This window comes from Pseudomonas sp. UMAB-08, from assembly GCF_900095225.1.
GTDB lineage: Bacteria > Pseudomonadota > Gammaproteobacteria > Pseudomonadales > Pseudomonadaceae > Aquipseudomonas.
Window position 1 is genome coordinate 139,528 of sequence record NZ_LT607423.1, and the last position, 20,233, is coordinate 159,760.

21 protein-coding genes are annotated in these 20,233 nt (G+C 61.6%); 20 read left to right on the forward strand and 1 reads right to left on the reverse strand.

Annotated elements, in window-relative coordinates; genetic code table 11:
• Positions 1-8: 8 nt before the first annotated feature.
• From K0F75_RS17550 to K0F75_RS17640, 19 genes are all read left to right on the forward strand, one after another.
• Complete coding sequence (locus tag K0F75_RS17550; RefSeq protein WP_257604422.1) at positions 9-1,112, forward strand: hydrogenase small subunit; 1,104 nt, start codon at positions 9-11, stop codon at positions 1,110-1,112.
• Between the two features lie 6 nt (positions 1,113-1,118).
• Positions 1,119-2,975 carry a nickel-dependent hydrogenase large subunit gene (locus K0F75_RS17555; RefSeq protein WP_219063220.1) on the forward strand — a complete coding sequence of 619 codons (1,857 nt, stop codon included), beginning with the start codon at positions 1,119-1,121 and terminating at the stop codon, positions 2,973-2,975.
• 56 nt (positions 2,976-3,031) lie between these two features.
• Positions 3,032-3,715: a Ni/Fe-hydrogenase, b-type cytochrome subunit gene (gene cybH / locus K0F75_RS17560; RefSeq protein ID WP_219063221.1), complete on the forward strand. Its 684-nt coding sequence runs from the start codon at positions 3,032-3,034 to the stop codon at positions 3,713-3,715.
• Between the two features lie 20 nt (positions 3,716-3,735).
• Positions 3,736-4,371 (forward strand): HyaD/HybD family hydrogenase maturation endopeptidase, encoded by a 636-nt coding sequence (locus K0F75_RS17565; RefSeq protein ID WP_219063222.1) that lies wholly within the window; start codon positions 3,736-3,738, stop codon positions 4,369-4,371.
• Position 4,372: 1 nt separating this feature from the next.
• Positions 4,373-4,732 (forward strand): HypC/HybG/HupF family hydrogenase formation chaperone, encoded by a 360-nt coding sequence (locus K0F75_RS17570; protein WP_219063223.1) that lies wholly within the window; start codon positions 4,373-4,375, stop codon positions 4,730-4,732.
• Positions 4,729-5,211 carry a hydrogenase gene (locus tag K0F75_RS17575; protein WP_219063224.1) on the forward strand — a complete coding sequence of 161 codons (483 nt, stop codon included), beginning with the start codon at positions 4,729-4,731 and terminating at the stop codon, positions 5,209-5,211. Before K0F75_RS17570 ends, K0F75_RS17575 begins: the two co-directional genes overlap by 4 nt.
• 14 nt (positions 5,212-5,225) lie before the next feature.
• Positions 5,226-6,068, forward strand: a complete 843-nt coding sequence (locus K0F75_RS17580) for a hydrogenase expression/formation protein (RefSeq protein ID WP_219063225.1) — start codon at positions 5,226-5,228, stop codon at positions 6,066-6,068.
• A 1-nt stretch (position 6,069) separates the two neighbouring features.
• On the forward strand, positions 6,070-6,300 hold the full coding sequence (locus K0F75_RS17585; protein WP_219063226.1) for a rubredoxin: 231 nt from the start codon (positions 6,070-6,072) through the stop codon (positions 6,298-6,300).
• On the forward strand, positions 6,287-6,793 hold the full coding sequence (gene hybE, locus K0F75_RS17590) for a [NiFe]-hydrogenase assembly chaperone HybE (RefSeq protein WP_219063227.1): 507 nt from the start codon (positions 6,287-6,289) through the stop codon (positions 6,791-6,793). Before K0F75_RS17585 ends, hybE begins: the two co-directional genes overlap by 14 nt.
• Positions 6,790-7,899, forward strand: coding sequence for a HoxV (locus tag K0F75_RS17595; protein ID WP_219063228.1), 1,110 nt, complete (start codon positions 6,790-6,792; stop codon positions 7,897-7,899). The genes hybE and K0F75_RS17595 overlap by 4 nt, the downstream gene beginning before the upstream one ends.
• Positions 7,892-8,239, forward strand: coding sequence for a hydrogenase maturation nickel metallochaperone HypA (locus K0F75_RS17600; RefSeq protein ID WP_219063229.1), 348 nt, complete (start codon positions 7,892-7,894; stop codon positions 8,237-8,239). The genes K0F75_RS17595 and K0F75_RS17600 overlap by 8 nt, the downstream gene beginning before the upstream one ends.
• Before the next feature lie 35 nt (positions 8,240-8,274).
• Positions 8,275-9,270, forward strand: coding sequence for a hydrogenase nickel incorporation protein HypB (gene hypB / locus K0F75_RS17605; protein WP_219063230.1), 996 nt, complete (start codon positions 8,275-8,277; stop codon positions 9,268-9,270).
• 1 nt (position 9,271) lies between these two features.
• Positions 9,272-10,435, forward strand: coding sequence for a carbamoyltransferase HypF (locus K0F75_RS17610; protein WP_219063231.1), 1,164 nt, complete (start codon positions 9,272-9,274; stop codon positions 10,433-10,435).
• Positions 10,426-10,659 carry a HypC/HybG/HupF family hydrogenase formation chaperone gene (locus K0F75_RS17615; RefSeq protein WP_219063232.1) on the forward strand — a complete coding sequence of 78 codons (234 nt, stop codon included), beginning with the start codon at positions 10,426-10,428 and terminating at the stop codon, positions 10,657-10,659. The genes K0F75_RS17610 and K0F75_RS17615 overlap by 10 nt, the downstream gene beginning before the upstream one ends.
• A complete protein-coding gene (gene hypD, locus K0F75_RS17620) occupies positions 10,656-11,795 on the forward strand; it encodes a hydrogenase formation protein HypD (protein WP_219063233.1) in 1,140 nt (379 codons plus the stop codon). The genes K0F75_RS17615 and hypD overlap by 4 nt, the downstream gene beginning before the upstream one ends.
• The gene (hypE, locus tag K0F75_RS17625; RefSeq protein ID WP_219063234.1) at positions 11,792-12,859 is read left to right on the forward strand and encodes a hydrogenase expression/formation protein HypE; all 1,068 of its coding nucleotides are present in this window, start codon (positions 11,792-11,794) and stop codon (positions 12,857-12,859) included. The genes hypD and hypE overlap by 4 nt, the downstream gene beginning before the upstream one ends.
• Positions 12,860-12,933: 74 nt before the next feature.
• Entirely contained in the window at positions 12,934-14,013 is a 1,080-nt protein-coding gene (locus K0F75_RS17630; protein WP_219063235.1) for an FUSC family protein, read from the forward strand.
• A 196-nt stretch (positions 14,014-14,209) separates the two neighbouring features.
• On the forward strand, positions 14,210-16,414 hold the full coding sequence (locus K0F75_RS17635) for a M66 family metalloprotease (RefSeq protein WP_219063236.1): 2,205 nt from the start codon (positions 14,210-14,212) through the stop codon (positions 16,412-16,414).
• Positions 16,415-16,560: 146 nt separating this feature from the next.
• Complete coding sequence (locus K0F75_RS17640) at positions 16,561-17,100, forward strand: DUF3087 domain-containing protein (RefSeq protein WP_219063237.1); 540 nt, start codon at positions 16,561-16,563, stop codon at positions 17,098-17,100.
• A gap of 140 nt (positions 17,101-17,240) precedes the next feature.
• Here the strand turns inward: K0F75_RS17640 and ppnN are convergent, their stop codons facing one another.
• Positions 17,241-18,614: a nucleotide 5'-monophosphate nucleosidase PpnN gene (ppnN, locus tag K0F75_RS17645; protein WP_219063238.1), complete on the reverse strand. Its 1,374-nt coding sequence runs from the start codon at positions 18,612-18,614 to the stop codon at positions 17,241-17,243.
• Between the two features lie 481 nt (positions 18,615-19,095).
• Between ppnN and K0F75_RS17650 the strand changes: the two genes are divergently transcribed.
• On the forward strand, positions 19,096-20,208 hold the full coding sequence (locus tag K0F75_RS17650; protein ID WP_257604423.1) for a hypothetical protein: 1,113 nt from the start codon (positions 19,096-19,098) through the stop codon (positions 20,206-20,208).
• Positions 20,209-20,233: the final 25 nt, after the last annotated feature.

The window sequence follows — 20,233 nt, forward strand, 5'->3', positions numbered from 1 at the left end:
GAAAACAGGTGACCGAAACATTTTATGAAGTGATGCGCAGACAGGGCATCTCACGTCGGAGCTTTCTCAAGTTCTGCTCCCTAACCGCGACGTCACTGGGGCTTGGCCCTGCGTTCATGCCAAAAATCGCCTGGGCGATGGAGAACAAGCCGCGCACGCCGGTGCTCTGGCTGCATGGCCTGGAATGCACCTGCTGTTCCGAGTCGTTCATCCGCTCCGCGCACCCGCTGGCCAAGGACGTGGTGCTGTCGATGATCTCCCTCGATTATGACGACACCCTGATGGCTGCTGCCGGGCACCAGGCCGAAGCCATCCTCGACGAGGTCATGACCAAATACAAAGGCAACTACATCCTCGCCGTTGAGGGCAACCCGCCGCTGAATCAGGACGGCATGAGCTGCATCATCGGCGGCAAGCCGTTCATCGAACAATTGAAGCGTGTTTCCCGCGATGCCAAGGCGATCATTTCCTGGGGCTCCTGCGCCAGTTGGGGCTGCGTGCAAGCGGCCAAACCCAACCCGACCCAAGCGGTGCCGATCCACAAGGTCATCACCGACAAACCGATTATCAAAGTACCGGGCTGTCCGCCGATTGCCGAAGTCATGACGGGTGTAATCACCTACATGCTGACCTTCGACCGCTTGCCTGAGCTGGATCGTCAGGGTCGGCCGAAAATGTTTTACAGCCAGCGTATCCACGACAAGTGCTATCGCCGTCCGAACTTCGACGCCGGTCAGTTTGTCGAGGCCTGGGACGATGACGCCGCACGCAAGGGCTACTGCCTTTACAAAGTTGGCTGCAAGGGCCCGACCACCTACAACGCTTGCTCGACCGTGCGCTGGAACGGCGGCACCAGCTTCCCGATTCAATCCGGGCACGGCTGTATTGGCTGTTCCGAGGAAGGGTTCTGGGACAAAGGTTCGTTCTATCAGCACCTGACCGACGTCAACGCTTTTGGTGTGGAGGCCAATGCCGATCAAATCGGCCTTGCCGCAGGTGTCACGGTCGGCGCTGCAGTCACTGCGCATGCCGCAGTGACCGCCCTCAAACGCGCCAGCAACGGCAAAACGCCCACTGCACCGCATGACGCCCCAGCGACAAGACAGGAATAACCATCGATGAGCAACTATTCGACCCAGGGTTTCGACCTGAACAACACTGGCCGACGCATCGTCGTTGACCCTGTCACTCGCATCGAAGGCCACATGCGCGTAGAGGTCAACCTCGACGCCAACAACATCATTCGCAACGCGGTCTCCACAGGCACCATGTGGCGCGGCCTCGAAGTGATTCTCAAGGGCCGCGACCCGCGTGACGCCTGGGCCTTCGTCGAGCGCATCTGTGGCGTGTGCACAGGCTGCCACGCGCTGGCCTCAGTGCGTTCGGTCGAAGATGCTCTGGGCATCCGCATTCCGCCGAACGCGCACCTGATCCGCGAAATGATGGCCAAAACCCTGCAGATCCATGACCACGCGGTGCACTTCTATCACCTGCATGCGCTGGACTGGGTGGACGTGGTGTCCGCACTCAAGGCCGACCCCAAGCGCACCTCGGAATTGCAGCAACAGGTCTCGCCGTCTCACCCGTTGTCGTCGCCTGGCTATTTCCGCGACGTGCAGAATCGGCTGAAGAAGTTTTTCGAAAGCGGCCAACTCGGACCGTTCATGAATGGTTATTGGGGCAACCCTGCCTACCAATTGCCGCCTGAAGCCAACCTGATGGCGGTCACCCATTACCTCGAAGCCCTCGACCTGCAAAAAGAATGGGTGAAGATCCACACCATTTTCGGTGGCAAGAACCCGCACCCGAACTACCTGGTGGGCGGCGTGCCCTGCGCGATCAATATCGACGGCGACCTGGCCGCCGGTGCCCCGCTGAACATGGAACGGCTGAACTTCGTCCGCGCCCGCATCGATGAAGCGCTGACCTTCTGCCGCAACGTTTATGTACCGGATGTGTTGGCCATCGGCACCATCTACAAACAGAAAGGCTGGCTTCATGGCGGCGGCCTGGCGGCGACCAACGTGATGGACTATGGCACTTACGCCAAGGTCAATTACGACGACAGCACCAACCAACTGCCGGGCGGCGCGATTCTCAATGGCAACTGGGACGAGATCCTTCCGGTTGACCCTCGCGATCCGGAGCAAGTGCAGGAGTTCGTCACCCACTCTTGGTACAACTACCCGGACAACGATAAAGGCCTGCACCCGTGGGACGGCATCACCGAGGCCAATTACGAGCTGGGGGCGAAGACCAAGGGCACCCGCACCGCCATCGAAGAAGTCGACGAAAGCGCGAAGTACTCTTGGGTCAAATCGCCTCGCTGGCGCGGGCATGCCATGGAGGTCGGGCCACTGGCTCGCTACATCCTGGGGTATGCCCACGCACTCAAAGGCAACCCGCACTGCCAGCGGGTCAAAGAGCAGCTTGAGGGCGCATTGCAGGCGGTCAACCACAGCCTGCCCAAGACCCTCGGCATGCCTGAGACCGACTACAGCGCCAAAATACTGCTGCCAAGCACCATCGGCCGCACCCTGACCCGCGCGCTGGAGGCCGAATACTGTGCGGAGATGATGGTCGACGACTGGAACGAGCTGATGACCAACATCCGCAACGGTGACCGCTCCACCGCCAACGTCGAGAAATGGGACCCTGCCACCTGGCCGTCCGAAGCCAAAGGTGTCGGCATCGTCGCCGCACCGCGTGGCGCGCTGGGCCACTGGATACGCATCAAAGACGGCCGCATCGAAAACTATCAGTGCGTCGTGCCGAGCACCTGGAACGGCAGCCCGCGTGACGCCAAGGGACAGATTGGGGCTTTCGAAGCCGCCTTGATGAACACCCCCGTGGCCATTCCTGATCAGCCGGTGGAAATCCTGCGCACCCTGCACTCCTTCGACCCTTGTATGGCCTGCGCCACCCACGTGATGAGCGAGGACGGCGCAGAGCTGAGCACCGTCAAGGTGAGCTGAGTAATCAAGGCATCCGGCAGGTGCGACAAGGCACCTGCCCTTCCAAAGGTGAAGATATGACCCTCCAGACCGAAACACCCATGGGCCTGCCGGAGTACGTTTACGAGGCACCGGTGCGCCTGTGGCATTGGATCAATGCCGCCTGCATTCTGGTGCTGGCGGTAACCGGGTATTTAATCGGCTCACCGCTGCCCTCCCAGCCAGGCGAGGCCAGCGCGCACTTCCTGATGGGCTACATCCGCTTCGCGCACTTCAGCGCAGGGTATGTGTTTGCCATTGGCATCTTGGGCCGCGCCTATTGGGCGCTGGTGGGCAACCATCACGCCCGCGAGTTGTTCTCGGTTCCGGTGTTTAGCAAAGCCTACTGGACCGATTTCCTCAGTTGGCTGCGCTACTACCTGTTCATCGGGCCTACCCCGGCGCCCACATTCGGGCACAACCCACTGTCGCGCTTCGCGATGTTTTTCGTCTTCCTGCTGAGCTCACTGTTCATGGTGCTGACCGGTTTCGCCCTATACGGCGAAGGTTCGCAAATGGGCTCATGGCAGGAACGGATGTTCGGCTGGGTACTGCCACTGCTCGGGCAATCCCAACAAGTCCACACCCTGCATCACTTGGGCATGTGGGTCATCGTGGTGTTCATCATCCTGCATGTGTACGCCGCTGTGCGCGAAGAAATCAGCGGTCGCCTCAGCCTGATCGGCGGGATGATCTCCGGCTACAAGACCTTCAAAAAATGAACACACCGACAGAGTCGCACATGAACACTTCAGAATCGCCCCGTCCGCGCATCACCGTATTGGGAATCGGCAACCTGCTGTGGGCCGATGAAGGCTTCGGCGTGCGCTGTGTCGAGGCCTTGCAACAACGCTATGAGTTCGCCGACAACGTCGCGCTGATCGATGGCGGTACCCAGGGCCTGTACCTGATCCAGCATGTGCAGGAAGCTGATTACCTGCTGATTTTCGACGCCGTCGATTACAACCTGGCCCCCGGCGAATTGAAATTCATCGCCGATGACGAAGTGCCCAAGTTTCTCGGGATCAAGAAGCTCAGCCTGCACCAGACCGGCTTTCAGGAAGTGCTGATGCTCGCCCAACTGACCGCTCACTATCCTCAACGAGTCCTGCTGATTGGTTGCCAGCCGGAGCAGATGATGGACTATGGCGGCAGCTTGCGGCCCAGCGTCAAGGCGGCCATGGAAGGCGCACTGGACGAAGCCGTTCGGGTGCTTGAAACCTGGGGTGCCGAGCCGCGCAAACGTGCTTCGCCGCTGACCGGGGACGAAGCCGTGACCCTGCCGCATCTGGAATTGCAACGCTACGAAGGTGAACGTCCGTCCGCGCAGACCGCCTGCCGGATCGGTGACGAACGCATCCTCGCCAGGCGCACCTGATATGTGCATCGGACTGCCCATGCAAGTGGTTGCCGTAAACCCTGGCTCAGCGCTGTGCCGGGACCGCCACGGCGAGGAACGGCTCATCGATACAGTGCTGGTCGATACCTGCACTGTGGGTGACTGGTTGCTGATCTTCCTCGACGCGGCGCGCGAACGCCTCGATGCACAGCGGGCGGCGGAGATCGATTCGACCCTCGCCATGCTCGAAGCCGCGATGTACGGCACCCCGCCAGCGCCCGACAGCGCGCCCGGATTCAGTCTGCCCTCCGCGATGAGCACCGAACAGCTCGCCGCTCTGCTGGGCCAGATGCCCCCCGTTGCTGCGCCTACGCGGCCTAACCTCAAGGAACCCACATGAGTGAATCCGCCGCCTTCATGGCGCCCATTCCCGTCACCCCTGCTATCCCGCCACTGATCACCCGTCTGGTAGAGCAATTCGATGCCACCTGGATTGGCAGCGACAACCTCGACGCCTGGCTCGCTGAAGGCGGTAACTGCCTGTTACTGCTGTGCGGTGACCCGGTGCGCCACCCTGAATCGCTGGATGTGGCAGTGGTGTTGCCCGAACTGCGCCAGGAAGTTGCCAGGCGCCATGGCTGCACCCTGCGGTTGGGCGTGGTCCATCGCGCCGAAGAAGAAGCCATCGCTGCACGCTTCGCCCTGCGCCGTTGGCCAACCCTGGTCTGGCTGCGCGACGGTGGCTACGTCACTACCATCGACGGCATGCATGACTGGGACGAATACCTCAGTCTGGCCGACAAGGCCTTGAACCTGAGCAATGCCCGCATCCCCTTGTTCGCCGAAACGCCCAGCGGCGCTACCGGCGGCTGCCAGTGAATAGAGGAACGCCCATGGCCCCGCAAATGTACATCCCGGTGGTCGATCTAGGCCCAGGCTCTCAAGTGGAAGACGAGGTCCTCGAATACATCAGCATGCCGCAAGGTATGTACACCCACAGCGCCCCGATACTGCCCGAACCGGAAGAACTGGACACGCTGCCCGGCGCCCGTCAGGCCTTGCAAGACCTGCTGCAAATGCTCCACGCCTGCAATCGCGGTGAAGTGACCCGGAGCCTCGACCTCAGTGGGCTTGAGGCTGGCGACCGCACGCTGCTCGATCAACTGCTCGGTGAGGGCGAAGTCAGCGTACGCGTTGTCGTGCAACCTCCGTTGCGCATCCAGGAATCGATCTTCGCCGGGGTCTGGCGAATTTACGGCGAGGGCCACGACTATGTCGAAGTCGGCGCCGCCCCTGTGCAACTGCGCACTACCGCCCATGCTGCGGCCCGACCCGCTGCGTTTGACCTGCCGCCACAACTACCGCCTGGCGTGATGAACGCTCCGGCGATTCTCACCGAGGTGGAAGACCAGACCCGGCGCTGGAAAACCGGTAGCCCCGCGCACGTGATCAACCTGACACTGCTGCCGCTGTCCGAACAAGACATTGCCTTCCTCGACGCTTATTTGCCGGTCGGCCCGGTGCGGGCGCTGGCTCGCGGTTACGGCAATTGCCGGATCAGCAGCACCCTGGTGCACAATTGCTGGCGCGTCACCTATTTCAATTCCCAGGACGCACAAATCCTCGACACCATTGAGATCACCGACTTGCCAGAAGTGATTTGTGCTGCGCCGGAAGACCTCAGCGATTCGCTGGAACGTTTCGAGGATGTCATTCAATGGTTCGAAGGACAGTGACATGAGCGACAGACCCAGCTTTGAAGGCAGCTACAGGGGCGACTCAGCCCGCATCAGCGATGCCACCCGCCTGGAGTGCAAAATCTGCTGGTGGGTGTACGACCCGAGCGAAGGCGACCCCGTCTGGCAAATCGAGCCTGGCACGCCGTTTTCAGCGCTGCCGGACCATTGGTGCTGCCCGAACTGCGACGGCGCCGCCGAGCAGTTCATGGTGCTCAATGACGCCGTCTGAATCGCCAGCCTCCCCGACGCTTCAGGGTGAGGAACTGGCTGCCCACTTTAGAGATATCGCCGACACCCGCATGCGCGGCCTGCCCTTTCTCAACCCAAGGCTGGACGTCGAGGCGGTAGGCTTCGCCGTGCAGGTTGCCGGTGAAGATGCGAGCTCTGGCGTACTCGGCATTCTGATCACGCCCTGGTTCATGAACCTGATGTGGCTGGCGCCAGCCCTGAGTGCGCCGCTGGCCCAAGGGGCCTCCCGTGAACACTTTTTCGGTGGACAGCGTCTGACATTCATAGGCGCAGTCGACGAGGCGTTCGGGGCTTACCAAAGCTGTTCGTTGTTTTCCCCGATGTTCGAGTTCGCCGATCAAGCGGCGGCCCGCGCTACCGCCGAACAGGTGCTTACTCTGTTGCGCGATCCCCCCAAAGAGGAAGAGCCGCAACAGCCGGCGCTCAGTCGCCGCGCCCTGCTCTTCGGGCGTCGGCCGGGTGCCCCGGAATGAATGCCTCAAGCAGTTTTTCGCAACTTGGCGGATCGCTGAGAGTGCGCCCCGGTCAGCAACCGGCGATCATTGGCAGTCGGCCATTGCTCGCCGCCCGGCTGTTGCGAGGCCAGCCACCCGAGGCCGCAGCCCAACGACTGCCTCTGCTCTACAGCCTGTGCGGTCAGGCCCATCGTTTGACTGCACAACTGGCCATCAGCGCAGCATTGCAGGGCCAGACGAACACCCACGTAGCCGCCAGCCAGGCGTTGCTGGCAGAAACTCGCCGTGAACACTTGCGACGCGTCTTGCTGGACTGGCCGCCGCTGCTCGACCCAGGCGCTCCGCGCCCCTCTCCAGGGGAACTGCGCGCGTGGGATCAGGCACCCGAAACGGCCATGACTTTCTGGCTTGGCGGCCCGATACGCGCCTGGCTACAGCAGTGGGAAGACGACCCTCATCACGCCTTGCTGGAATGGACCGAGCGCAACGAACACTGGCTGAGCCGCATGCTTGCCAACTGCCGCAAAGACGCAGACGCCTTGCAATTGCCGGTGCATGCACTGCAACTGATCACCGATACGCCGGCGCTGCACGCCGTGGCCGATCACCTGCGCCGTTCCACCGACTTCGCCCTGCGCCCTGAGCTGAATGGCCAGCCGTGCGAAACCGGCAGTTGGACCCGGTTCGGCGAAACACATCCGGAACGCTACACCAGCGCCTGGCTGAGGCTGGGTGCGCGGGTCGCCGAGCTGGCACGACTGTCTCTGCCCGATGCTCGCCCACCGGCGCTCGGGGTGATGGCATTGGGTCAGGACGAAGCCCTGGCCTGGAGCGAAACCGCTCGCGGTCTGTTGCTGCATCGGGTATGTCTGGAACGTAGCGGCAGCAACGTGCTGATAGCCGACTATCAGATCGTCGCCCCCACCGAGTGGAATCTTCATCCGCAGGGCGTTCTGGCCCTGGCGCTGTCATCGCTGTCGAGCGCCGATCCACGCAGCCAGCGCCAGGCTGAACTGTTGATGGCGGCCTTCGATCCCTGCATCGCTTTTACGCTGGAAACAGGCCCGAAAACAGCGCTGGAAACAGACAAAGACAACCACCAAGGACAATCAAGTCATGCATGAACTGAGTCTGGCGGGCGGCATTCTCAGCGCCGTGGAAGCAGCGGCTGCCGCTGATCCGTTCGTGCGCGTCAGCCGTTTGCGCCTGGAAGCCGGAAAGTTGGCAGGGGTCGAGGTACACGCGTTGCGTTTCGCCCTGGAGGCACTGGCACCGGGCACCTTGCTGGCCGGTGCGCAGATCGACATCGAGGAGCCGCACGGTCAGGCCTGGTGCCTGGATTGCGCCGCCACTGTGCCATTGGTCGAGCGCGGCGCACCGTGCCCGACCTGTGGCGGTTTCTGGCTGCAACCTACCGGCGGCACCGAATTACGCATCCTCGACCTGCAGGTCGAGGATCACTGATAGTTGATTTCTGATTTGAAATCTGGAGGAACGCCATGTGTGTCGTTTGCGGCTGCGGTACCGGCCATTCACACGAGCAACACCCAAGCAACGAGTCAACCACCGATAGCGACGTGCGGGTCGACGCCACGGGCGATCTGCATTACGGCGCGGGCGAAGCGCGGGTCTCGGTACCCGGTTTGAGCCAGGCAAGGACGATCCGCATCGAGCAAGATGTGCTCGGCGAGAACGACCGCCATGCCGCGCGTAACCGAGAGAATTTCATCGCCCACGGCGTGCTGGCCCTCAATCTGGTGTCCAGCCCCGGCTCCGGTAAAACCACCCTGTTGTGTGCCACCCTCCTTGCCCTGCGCGAGCGCCGCGCCGGACTGCCAATTGCGGTGATTGAAGGCGACCAGCAGACCCGCAACGACGCCGAGCGCATTCGCGCTACGGGGGTTCCTGCGATCCAGATCAACACCGGCAAGGGTTGCCACCTGGACGCACGGATGATCACCGAGGCCTACGCGCGCCTGCCACTGCACGACGCACTGCATGCCGCAGGGCATGGACATCACCACCCAAAGGCCCCGCTGCTCTCCAACCATCATCACCACGCCGCCCACGATCATCACGCTCAAGGCGCAGGCGAACCGGCGGGCATTCTGTTCATCGAGAATGTCGGCAACCTGGTGTGCCCGGCAATTTGGGACCTCGGCGAGGCCGGTAAAGTGGCGATCCTGTCGGTCACCGAGGGCGAGGACAAGCCGCTCAAATACCCGGACATGTTCGCCGCTGCAAAGCTGATGATCCTCAACAAGATCGACCTGCTGCCTCATCTGGACTTCGACGTGCAGCGCTGCCTGGACTATGCCCACCAGGTCAATCCGCAGTTGCAGATCATTCAGCTCAGTGCCCGTGACGGCACCGGCCTGGACGCCTGGCTCGACTGGCTGCTGGCCGGTGCGCCGGAGAGTGATCGCAAGGCCGCACGCATCGCCGCACTCGAAGCCGAACTGGCAGCGCTGAAGGCGCCGGTCAAGGAGGCCTGACGTGCATAGCCAGAAACTCCCCAATGCTAATGTCTGGCCGCCCGTACTGGCCTGCGGTGCCTGGCTGAAAAACGCAGCCTGTCTGCTGCAACGCGATCAAGTGCTGTGGTCGCCGGTGCATGGCGATTTGGGCGATCCACAAAGTTGTCTGGACCTCGAAGCCTCGCTGGAACGTTTGCTCGCGCATGCCGACGCTACCCCGCAGGCTATCGCCCATGACCTGCACCCGGACTTCTACAGTTCCCAACTGGCCGTGAGCCTGGCCGCTCGGCTGGACGTGCCCGCGCTGGCGGTCCAGCACCACCATGCGCATATCGGCGCACTCATGGCCGAACATGGGCTCGACGGCCCGGTGCTGGGTCTGGCGCTGGACGGCGTCGGCCTCGGCAGTGACGGCGCGGCATGGGGGGGTGAGTTGCTATGGGTCGCGCCCGACGCCTGGCGCCGACTCGGGCATCTGCTGCCACTGCCACTGCCGGGCGGCGACATTGCCGCCCGTGAGCCTTGGCGTCTGGCCGCAGCCGCGCTGCATCTACTGGGCCGCAATGAAGAAATCATCACTCGCCTCGGCGCGCTGGTCGGCGAGCAAAGTGCTGGCACCGTTGCAGGCATGCTCCGCCGTAACCTCAACTGCCCACCCAGCAGTGGCGCGGGACGCTGGTTCGATGCCGCCGCCGGTATTCTCGGGATCAGTGTGCGCCAGCAAGCCGAGGCAGAAGCCGCCATTGCCCTGGAACGTCTGGCCAGCGACTATCTGGCAGCGAATGCCGAGCCAACGGTCGAAGGCCTGTGGCGCATCCGCGCTGACGGCGTGCTTGATCTACGGCCGCTGCTCACACGTCTATTCGATCTGGCCGATCATGGCCGTAGCGCCGAAGGTGCCGCACTGTTCCACCTGACACTCGCGGCGGCCCTGACCGACTGGGTGCTGCAACAGCCCGCAAAACTGCCGGTACTGCTCGGCGGTGGCTGCTTCGCCAACCGACTGCTCAGTGCGCGCCTCAGCCACCTGCTCGGCACCCACGGCGTGCCGGTCTTCAGCGCACAGAGCGTGTCCTGCGGCGATGCCGGACTGGCCCTCGGCCAAGGCTGGATCGCCGCCCACTGGCCCGAACTTGAAAGCCAAGCGGCGTTGCCGCTGGAGGAACCCCTGTCATGTGCCTAGCTATTCCCGCCCGTGTGGTCGAACTGCGCAGTGGCGACACCGCGCTGGTCGATCTCGGCGGCATCCGCAAAGAAATCTCTATAGCGCTAGTGCCCGAGGCACAGGTTGGCGATTACGTGGTTATCCACGTCGGCTATGCCTTGGGCCTGATTGATCCAGAAGAAGCCCAGCGCACGCTGGACATGTTCGACGAGTTGAACCGCACGCAACGGGAAGCCTCATGAAGTACATCGATGAATACCGCGACGGCGAGCTGGCTCAACGCATCGCCGCACGCATCCGCGAAGAAGCCCATCCCGACCGCTCTTACCGTTTCATGGAGTTCTGCGGCGGCCACACCCATGCGATATCCCGCTATGGGGTCAGCGAGCTGCTGCCCGACAACGTGCGCATGATCCACGGTCCCGGCTGCCCGGTCTGCGTGCTGCCGATTGGACGCATCGACCTGGCGGTGAAGCTGGCCCTGGAACACGGAGCAATCCTGTGCAGCTACGGCGACACCTTGCGCGTGCCTGCGTCTGAAGGGCTTTCCTTGCTCCGCGCAAAGGCCCATGGCGCCGACATCCGCATGATTTATTCGCCGCTGGACGCACTGAAAATCGCCGAAGCGAACCCGGAACGGCAGGTGGTGTTCTTCGCCATCGGTTTCGAAACCACCACACCGCCCACGGCACTGATTATTCGCGAAGCGGCGGCACGCGGCCTGGATAATTTCAGCGTGCTCTGCTGCCATGTCCTGACTCCGGCTGCGATTTCGCACATCCTCGCCGCGCCGGAAAAGGACGCCGCGTCGGCGGTGGAACTGGATGGTTTTGTCGGCCCGGCGCATGTCAGCATCGTCATCGGATCGGCGCCTTACGAAGCCTTCGCCCGCCAATACCACAAGCCAGTGGTCATCGCCGGTTTCGAGCCGCTGGACGTGATGCAGGCGATCTTGATGCTGGTGCGCCAGGTCAATGAAGGTCGGGCCGAAGTCGAGAACGAATTCATCCGCGCTGTCGGACGCTATGGCAATACGGGCGCCCAGGCATTGATGGACGAGGTCTTCGAGTTACGCCCCAGCTTCGAATGGCGCGGGCTCGGTGAAGTCCCCCTCAGCGCCCTGCGCATTCGCCCGGCTTTCGCCCGCTACGACGCCGAAGTGCGCTTCGACCTGGAGTACCAGGCAGTGCCGGATCACAAGGCCTGCGAATGTGGCGCCATCCTCCGGGGGCAGAAAAAGCCCACGGATTGCCGCCTGTTCGGCACCGTGTGTACGCCCGAAAATCCAATGGGTTCGTGCATGGTGTCCAACGAAGGCGCTTGCGCCGCGCATTACGCCTACGGGCGCTACAAAGACATTGAGGTAGTGGCTTTATGAACGCTGGTTCCCCCGTCAAGCGCGGCTATGTCCGCCCCCTGAACCTGCGAGACGGACGCATCGACATGAGTCACGGCGCTGGCGGCCGTGCTTCGGCGCAATTGATCGAAGAACTGTTCGTCGCCGCCTTCGACAACGCCTGGCTGCGCGAGGGCAACGACGGCGCGGTCTTCACTCCCGAACTCGCCCCCGGCGAACGCATGGTTATGGCGACGGACGCGCATGTGGTTTCGCCGCTGTTCTTCCCCGGCGGCGACATCGGCAGCCTGTCCGTGCACGGCACCGTCAACGACGTCGCCATGACCGGTGCGCGGCCGCTGTACCTCGCCGCCAGCTTCATTATTGAGGAAGGTTTCCCACTCGCAGACCTGAAACGCATCGTCGAGTCCATGGCCCGCGCCTCCCGCGAGGCGGGCGTACCCATCGTCACCGGCGACACCAAGGTGGTCGAGCGCGGCAAGGGCGACGGCGTGTTCATCAGCACCACCGGAATAGGTGTGGTCGCAGCCGGGGTGAATACCGGCGGCCACCGAGCTCGCCCTGGCGATGCCATTTTGCTGTCCGGGAGCATTGGCGAACACGGCGTGGCAATCATGTCCAAGCGCGAGGCGCTGGAATTCGACACCGAGATCCTCTCCGACAGCATCGCCCTGCACGAACTGGTTGCCCATATGCTCGCGACCGCTCCCGGTGTGCGCGTGCTCCGCGACCCGACACGTGGTGGCCTCGCGACAACGCTGAACGAGATTGCCGGTCAATCCGGGGTTGGCATGCTCCTCGACGAAGCCATGATCCCGGTGCTGCCACAGGTCGAAGCCGCGTGCGAACTGCTAGGCCTCGACCCGCTGTACATCGCCAACGAAGGCAAATTGGTCGCCATCTGCTCCGAGGCCGACGCTGAACCGCTGCTGCACGCCATGCGCCAGCACCCCCTGGGGAAAGACGCGGTGCGCATCGGCACCGTGTTGGATGACTCGCACGGTTTCGTGCAAATGCAGACCCGCTTCGGTGGGCGCAGGATAGTAGACTGGCTGACCGGAGAGCAGTTGCCTAGAATCTGTTGATCATAGGGTTCGAGCTGCCGGACAGCCCATGACTGAACGGCCTCGACCCACAGACCAAGAGCATCATTGAACCGATGTATGACCTCCGATCATCGCGACTCCCTCCGCTTTTACGCAAACTCCTGCGACCGCTGCTGGATCCCTATCGACGCTACCGCAACGCCCGGCTTATCCACGCTGTGCGCGTATCGCTGGGGTTGCTCGCGTCGATCTTGTTGACCACCGGCATCAACCTGCCCCACGGGGAATGGGCCTCGGTCACCATGCTGGTGGTGATCGGCGGGCTGCAACACCACGGCAATATCGGCAAAAAAGCGGCGGAACGGGCCTATGGCACGCTGATCGGTGCCGCCGTCGGCCTGTTGCTGGTCGCCCAGCAAGCGTACTTGGGCATACCGTTGCTCACGTACCTGGGCATGTCCACGGTGTGCGGCTTTTTTGCTTATCACGCGATCGGCAAAGGCGGCTACACGGCGCTGCTGTCGGCGATCACCGTGTTCATCGTCGCCGGTCATGGCGATAACCCGATATCTGATGGCCTTTGGCGCACCGTCGATATTCTCATCGGCATCGTCCTGGCCTTGGCGTTCTCCTTCGCCCTGCCGCTGTATGCGGTGTTTTCCTGGCGCTACAACCTGGCGAGCGCACTGCGTGATTGTGCCGCGATCCACAGCCGCATCATCAGTGGCCAATCGGTCAGCGACGACGACTACCTCAAGCTGATGAACCGCCTGACCGGCGCCATGGTGCAACTGCGTTCGTTGATGCCATCCGTGTCCAAGGAGGTGCGGATATCACTCCATAAACTCGACGCCATCCAGCGCAATCTGCGGCTGTGCATCAGCACCCTGGAGATCCTCGCCAACACCCGGCCCGCCGCCAACGACGAACAGGCCATGGCCTTGTTGCAACTGTCCCTCAAAGCCGAACACAAACAGATACGCGTACAGCTGATTGCGATGGCGCGCGCACTGCAAACCGGTGTCTCGGAGAGGATCGAGCGCCCTGTCGGCGGGCACGACAATACGGCCGCGTTGAGTGCCCCAGTCTACTCGGCGCTGGACGGCTACCGACTGTTGACCCTGCAACTTGCCGCCACCGTCGACGACCTGCGCCAGCAACTGGCGAACACCGCAGGTAAATGGAAGATCTGACGGTTGCTCGTTGGGCCGCGAAAACGCTCTCCACGATGAATCAATACACCTGCGACTCTAAAAAGGTGCCCGCACTAATCCGACAGAATGAGCCGTGTTTTTCAGGGCCCCTCCTATACTCCACTGCGCACGCCATCTAACAGCAACACCATGCACGCCTTGTTTTTCATCTATTGAATAACGAAGGGAGCAGACTGTGCGACCCACTCTCCTTGATCAGATTCGCGCAGGGGCCTCGCGCTGGTGGCAAGAGTCCTTTATTGATCGCTATCGTCTTTGGCGCGCCCGCGTTAACGGCATTGAAGTGACACAGTCGATCCAGTATTACCGAGCTGCCGAACACTTAACCGACAGCGCCGACCGTGGACCGGATAACGCGGTCCAGTTGGTGGCGTACAAAGCCGCCTGGGTTCGGGTTTATGTACGTTCCGGGTTATTAAGCGCCGTTGCCAATGTCACTGGTTCGCTGGACCTAGCGCGCCGTAACCACGCCTTGAACTATGACGCCGTCGCGACTTACGCCGCTCAAGGTGCGGCGACTGTCACGGCTGAGCAAACCGTTGATTACGCGACCGAGCGCAACAACATAAACCGTACCTTGAACTTTCTGATTCCTGCCCAGGAGTGTCATGGCACGTTACGGCTGACGGCGCGCCTGCAAGGCATTGAAGGTTCAGACAGCAGCGTTATCATCAATACGAACCTGGTTCAGACCCTGCGTGTGCGTGCGATTCTCGTCGCGTACAACGGCCCCAGTTCCGCCAATACACCCGCACCCGGTCAACCGGCCATTACCCAACTCACGCTTCCCGCGCCGACACTCGCGGATTTGCAAACCAATGCATCGATGGCGTTCGCTGCCATGCCCGTGCAGGCCACCGGATCGTTCGCCAGTTGCGGCACCTTGAACTGGGCAACCCCACTGGACGACGCGCGCTCCGGGCCGGGAGGCTGTTCAACCAATTGGGGCACCCTGCTCAACTGGCTTGCGCTGCTGCGAGACAACGATGGCAACCGCGCGGACGTTGTGTATTACGGGTTACTTCCCGCTGGCATCCCGCTCAACGTGCCAGGTTGTGGACAGGATGGCCTGGGCGCCGGAGCCGTGGGTAATCAACTGACGTTCCTGCATGAAATCGGCCATGGCTATGGTTTCCAGCACACCCCGTGCGGTGCGGCGGGTGCGACCGATCCAAACTACCCCACTTACGAACCCTATGCCTCGGCGTCCATTGGCGAATTCGGGCTCGATATTCGCAACGGCGCGGTATACGACCCGACGACGGCGCGGGACTACATGTCCTATTGCAATCCACGCTGGATGTCGCTGTACCAACACGACCGCTTGCTTCAGCACCCGCGACTTGAGCCCCGGTGGTTGAGAGAGCGTTCGATTTTCGATGATTACCCTTTGGAAAGGGCTTTTGACGTCGAGCACCTCTGGTGGCCCGATCCACCATGGCTACAGGACGAACTGCAGGGTCGAACGATGAATCCGGTCATTTCCATCGTGGGTCATGTCGAGGAAAACGGTGAGATCCAGGTTCAATCTGTCGCACGTATCCCTGTAACCGCGTTGCCCACGGGCGTGCAGACCCGCTGGGTTGCGCAACTCATGGACGAGCAGGGCCACGTGATTGCAAGTGGATCGCTGGTGCGCTCCGACTTCCAGGGTGGATGCGGCTGTTGCCAAGGCCACGGACACCCTAACCAAGACCCCGACCGCCCACCGTTCATGTTCAAAGTCTACCTGCCTGACAGGGCGCCCGGCTCATCGCTGCGCATCGCAGGTCCGGCAGAGCACATCTGGACACGCCAGGCGCCTGCGCGTCCTCCGCAGTTCGTCAGCGCCACAGCCGACGTGACATCGACACAGCAACTGGCGCTGAGGTGGCAGGTCGACGCCGAAAGCGATGTCGACGTCTGGGTGCAATGGACTGTCGATAAAGGCGAGCGATGGCACGGCTTGGCCGTTGGCCTGCGGGGTGGTGAAGCTGAGCTGCCGCTGACCGGTTTACCCGCAGGACAGGTCCAGTTGCGCTTACTCGGACATGATGGATTTTTCACCGCACAATCGCCAGCACTGGTCGTCGACTTGCCCGAACGTGCGCCTGAGGTGGCGATTCTTTACCCGCAGAACGGGCAGATGCTGCGAGCCGATCAACCGATACAGGCGTCGGGCAATGCGACCGACTCCGCAGGGTATCCACTGTCCGATGAGCGACTCACCTGGATGCTCGACGACAAGGTTGTAGGGCGGGGGCGCGAAGTGTGGATCTCCCCTGCTGCCGGTCGTCATGAACTGGTACTCGACGTCGACTGGAGCCAAGGCCGGGTTCAAACGGTCGTGGTTTTTAATACGGCAAAAGATCAGGGCCGAACGGGTCCTCACGCCCAGTGAGAAAGGCCCCTGCTCAGGACTGTATTCGACCGAAAAAGCACCTACACACGTGGGCCGACTCATTAAGCGTGTCTGTGCCCACCGCTTACAGGCGATAATGCCCCGCAATCTTGTTATCCACTCAACAAAGGGGCGCTGCAGCAGTGATGTTTGAGATCAAGCAATTCAATCCTGAAACCTATCGACGGCAAACACGACGCAGTACGCTGATCATTATTGTGATCTTTGCGCTGCTGTCCATGGTGCTGTCCAGCGTTGCCGTGAAGCTGTTTGGCGAACCCGGTGGCGATAATTTTCGCTTGAATGCGGCGGGCGTTATTGCCGCGTTGGCACTGACCGTGACAGTGGTGCGGTTCCAGTTCTGGTCGCAGGCATGGATGGCACCGGCCGTTTATGGCTGGCAGCTGAAACGCAGCCTAATGAGCATTACCAACGTCATGCATTACGTCACCGAGGGCGTACAGGCCAGTGACCCGACGGCCATGAAACTGCTGCGCTTTTATCACCTGGGGCTCACGCAGATGCACCAGTTGGATGGCAACTCCGGCGCTGCAAGCCAGACGGTGCGAGAGGCCGACCTGCACAAGGCGCGCATGGAAGCTCTCGGCATTGATACCGACCAGCATCGACTGGATCCTGCCTGGCTTGCGGCGGCGAAGAAAGCCAGTGTGGCGAAGGCGAAGTAACACCCTCGCGATACAGCCATCGCCCCAACGACACGTTGATACCTGAGCGTTGGGGCCAGGCCCGGAGCAATGACAGCCCCGAGCCTTTCAGGCTGTTCTTGACGCCCAGACAGTCACTACGGACAGGTCACATCCGGTTTTTACGTGACCACCTGATAACAAGGCACATAGGCTGCGCCGCCTGGCAGCTTCATGCGGTGCTGCTCGACGAACGATTTCAACAAGCGGTCCAGAGGCTGCATCACCGCCGCGTCGCCACGGATCTGGTAAGGGCCATGCTGCTCGATCAGGCGAATGCCCTTGTCTTTCACATTGCCCGCAACGATGCCGGAAAAGGCACGCCGCAGATTGGCCGCCAGCTCATGAGGAGGCAGGTCAAGACTCAGCTTGAGGCTGGCCATGTTGGCGTGGGTGGGGTCGAACGGGCGCTGAAAGCCTTCCTCGATCCTTAGCATCCAGTTGAAATGGAAGGCGTCATTCCGGTCTCGGCGGAACTGCTTAACCGCTTTTAGCCCCGCTGTCATTTGCCTTGCCACTTGAACGGGGTCATCGATGATGATCTCGTAACGCGTCTGCGCGACCTCCCCCAGCGTAGCGCCGACGAACGCGTGCAACTGATGCAGGTAGGGCGCGGCACTCTTTGGCCCGGTCAGGATGACAGGGAGCGGCAGGTCCTTGTTGTCAGGGTGCATCAGGATCCCGAGCAGGTAGAGGAACTCCTCGGCTGTGCCGGCGCCGCCTGGAAAAATGATCACGCCGTGACCGACGCGCACGAAGGCCTCAAGGCGTTTTTCTATGTCAGGAAGGATCACCAGCTCGTTGACAATCGGGTTAGGCGCCTCGGCAGCGATGATTCCCGGTTCGGTCAGGCCCAGGTAGCGGCCGCCAATGATTCGCTGCTTGGCGTGAGCAATGGTGGCGCCCTTCATCGGCCCTTTCATTACGCCAGGACCGCAACCGGTGCAGATGTCCAGGCTGCGCAGGCCCAGTTCGTGGCCGACCTTCTTGGTGTACTTGTATTCCTCGGTGTTGATCGAATGGCCGCCCCAACACACCACCATCTTCGGTTCCAGACCAGGACGCAGGGTGCGAGCGTTGCGCAGCAGGTGGAAGACGTAATCAGTAATCCCCTGGGAGCTGCTCAGGTCGATGCGCTGGCTGTCCAGCTCACTCTCGGTATAGACGATGTCGCGCAGGGCGCTGAACAGCATTTCGCGGGTGCTGGCGATCATCTCGCCGTCGACGAAGGCATCCGCCGGCGCGTTGAGCAGTTCGAGGCGCACGCCACGATCCTGCTGGTGAATGCGCACCTCGAAGCTCTGGTAGGCCTCAAGAATAGTCTTGGCGTTATCTATGTGGGCGCCTGTGTTGAGGATTGCCAGGGCGCACTGGCGGAACAGTTTGTAGATGCTGCCTGCCCCGGCTTCGCTCAGTTGCTGTACTTCGCGTTGGGACAGAGTCTCCAGGCTGCCCCTTGGGCTTACCGAAGCGTTAATTACATGTCTTGGGGCCATTCTAGGTTCCTGAGAGCGATGCCACCGACCCCGTCAGGGTCAGTGGCATCAGGAGGGTGAGTGCCAAATACAGTCGCGCGTTACGAGTATTTTCTCCGGCGACCGGACTGAAAAGCAAACGTTGCGGTGAGACCCTCCGGGTTCGAGCGCCTTCACCACAACAGAGAAAGCGGCAGCTAAAGGCCAATGAGCAGTTTCGTCATCTTACCCCGGCCTCGCATGGAACGGCGCGAACTCATGGGATCGCTGGGTTTTCTTGCCCTCCTTTTCACCACCTATACTCAAAAGACCATGATCTGAGGCGCTGAACGCCCCCTTCCGATGAGGAAAGGACAAAGCAGCAAAAGCCCCCCACACCGTGTGTCAGAAGGATAGCCGCGCACTGAAGCTTGCGATGCAAAAAAGGCGTGGAGTGTTTGCTTGAAGCTCATCCGATGCCGGGTGAATCAACGCGGTCGAATCTATTTAGAGGACTGCGACCTTGAACCTGCGTTCCTTGATCGTCGCCTTGATCGTCGCCTTGATGATGGCGTTGGCAGGGTGCGCCACGAAAGATCGCGCCCCCGACCAGACCCCGCCGGTTCTGGTTTCGGAGGATACCTGGCGGCAGGTCGACTGGGATATTGTCACGGCGTCGGTGGCTGCGAAAGAATCGGTCAAGGACTATGCGCGCCGCTCCATGGCGAACTGGAGGGACCTCGCCTACCAGCGCACCGAGGCAGACTTCATTCCGTGGTTTACCGGCTACTGGACCCAGCAATGGCTGACGCTCAAGGTGGCCTGGTACAAGGTGAGCACAGGGAAAGAGACAGATCCGGCCAAACGAATGGCTAACTATCTGCAGGAGCAATACCACGATCGCGTGCTGGGCCCTGTCGCCAAACAGATCAATCCCGGCGTAGTCATGGAGCAGGCGACAAAACTGTACGTCCAGCTCCTCGGCACGCAACTTCAGGGCATTGCGCCACGCTACGGTGTACCTCTAGACCAATTCGACCGGCGACTCAAAGACATTCCAGCAATCGCGCTGGCGCCACCTCCCGCACGCAACGCTTCGCTCTACCAGATCATCCACACCGATCCTGTCGCCAAGCTGCCGGCGTATGTGGCCCTGGTCAATCAGATCCACACTACCGCACGGGATGTGGGAGCCGGGCCATCGGACGCAAGCATATCGTCAGTGGCAAAACGGACCAGCGAAAAACTGGAGGCCACGCTCCCCACCCGAGGTGTCGCAAGCGCTGTCGCAGCGGCGGTTGGCCGGGTAGCAGGCACGATGATTTCCCTTGCTGTGTCGGGTTTCGGCGCCATGGCGCACGAGAGCGAACGGTCCGAAATGGTGGAGCAGCTTCGGGTAATCCTGAACGTCGCCCTGGATGATGAACGACGCAGTTTGATGGACAATCCCACCACCGGGGTAATGGCAGGGGTTTATCACTTGTCAGGACATATCGAGGGAAGCCTCGTCAAAACCTTTACGCCGCCAGTCGAATTGGAACCGATACCCCAAGACCTTCCCTCGCCAGGCGAGCAACCGCTCCTGGACGACAAACATGATGAGCAAGCGACCGACAACGGGAACGCGACTGAATAACCCCGCAAGGGTCGTGTCGCGTCAT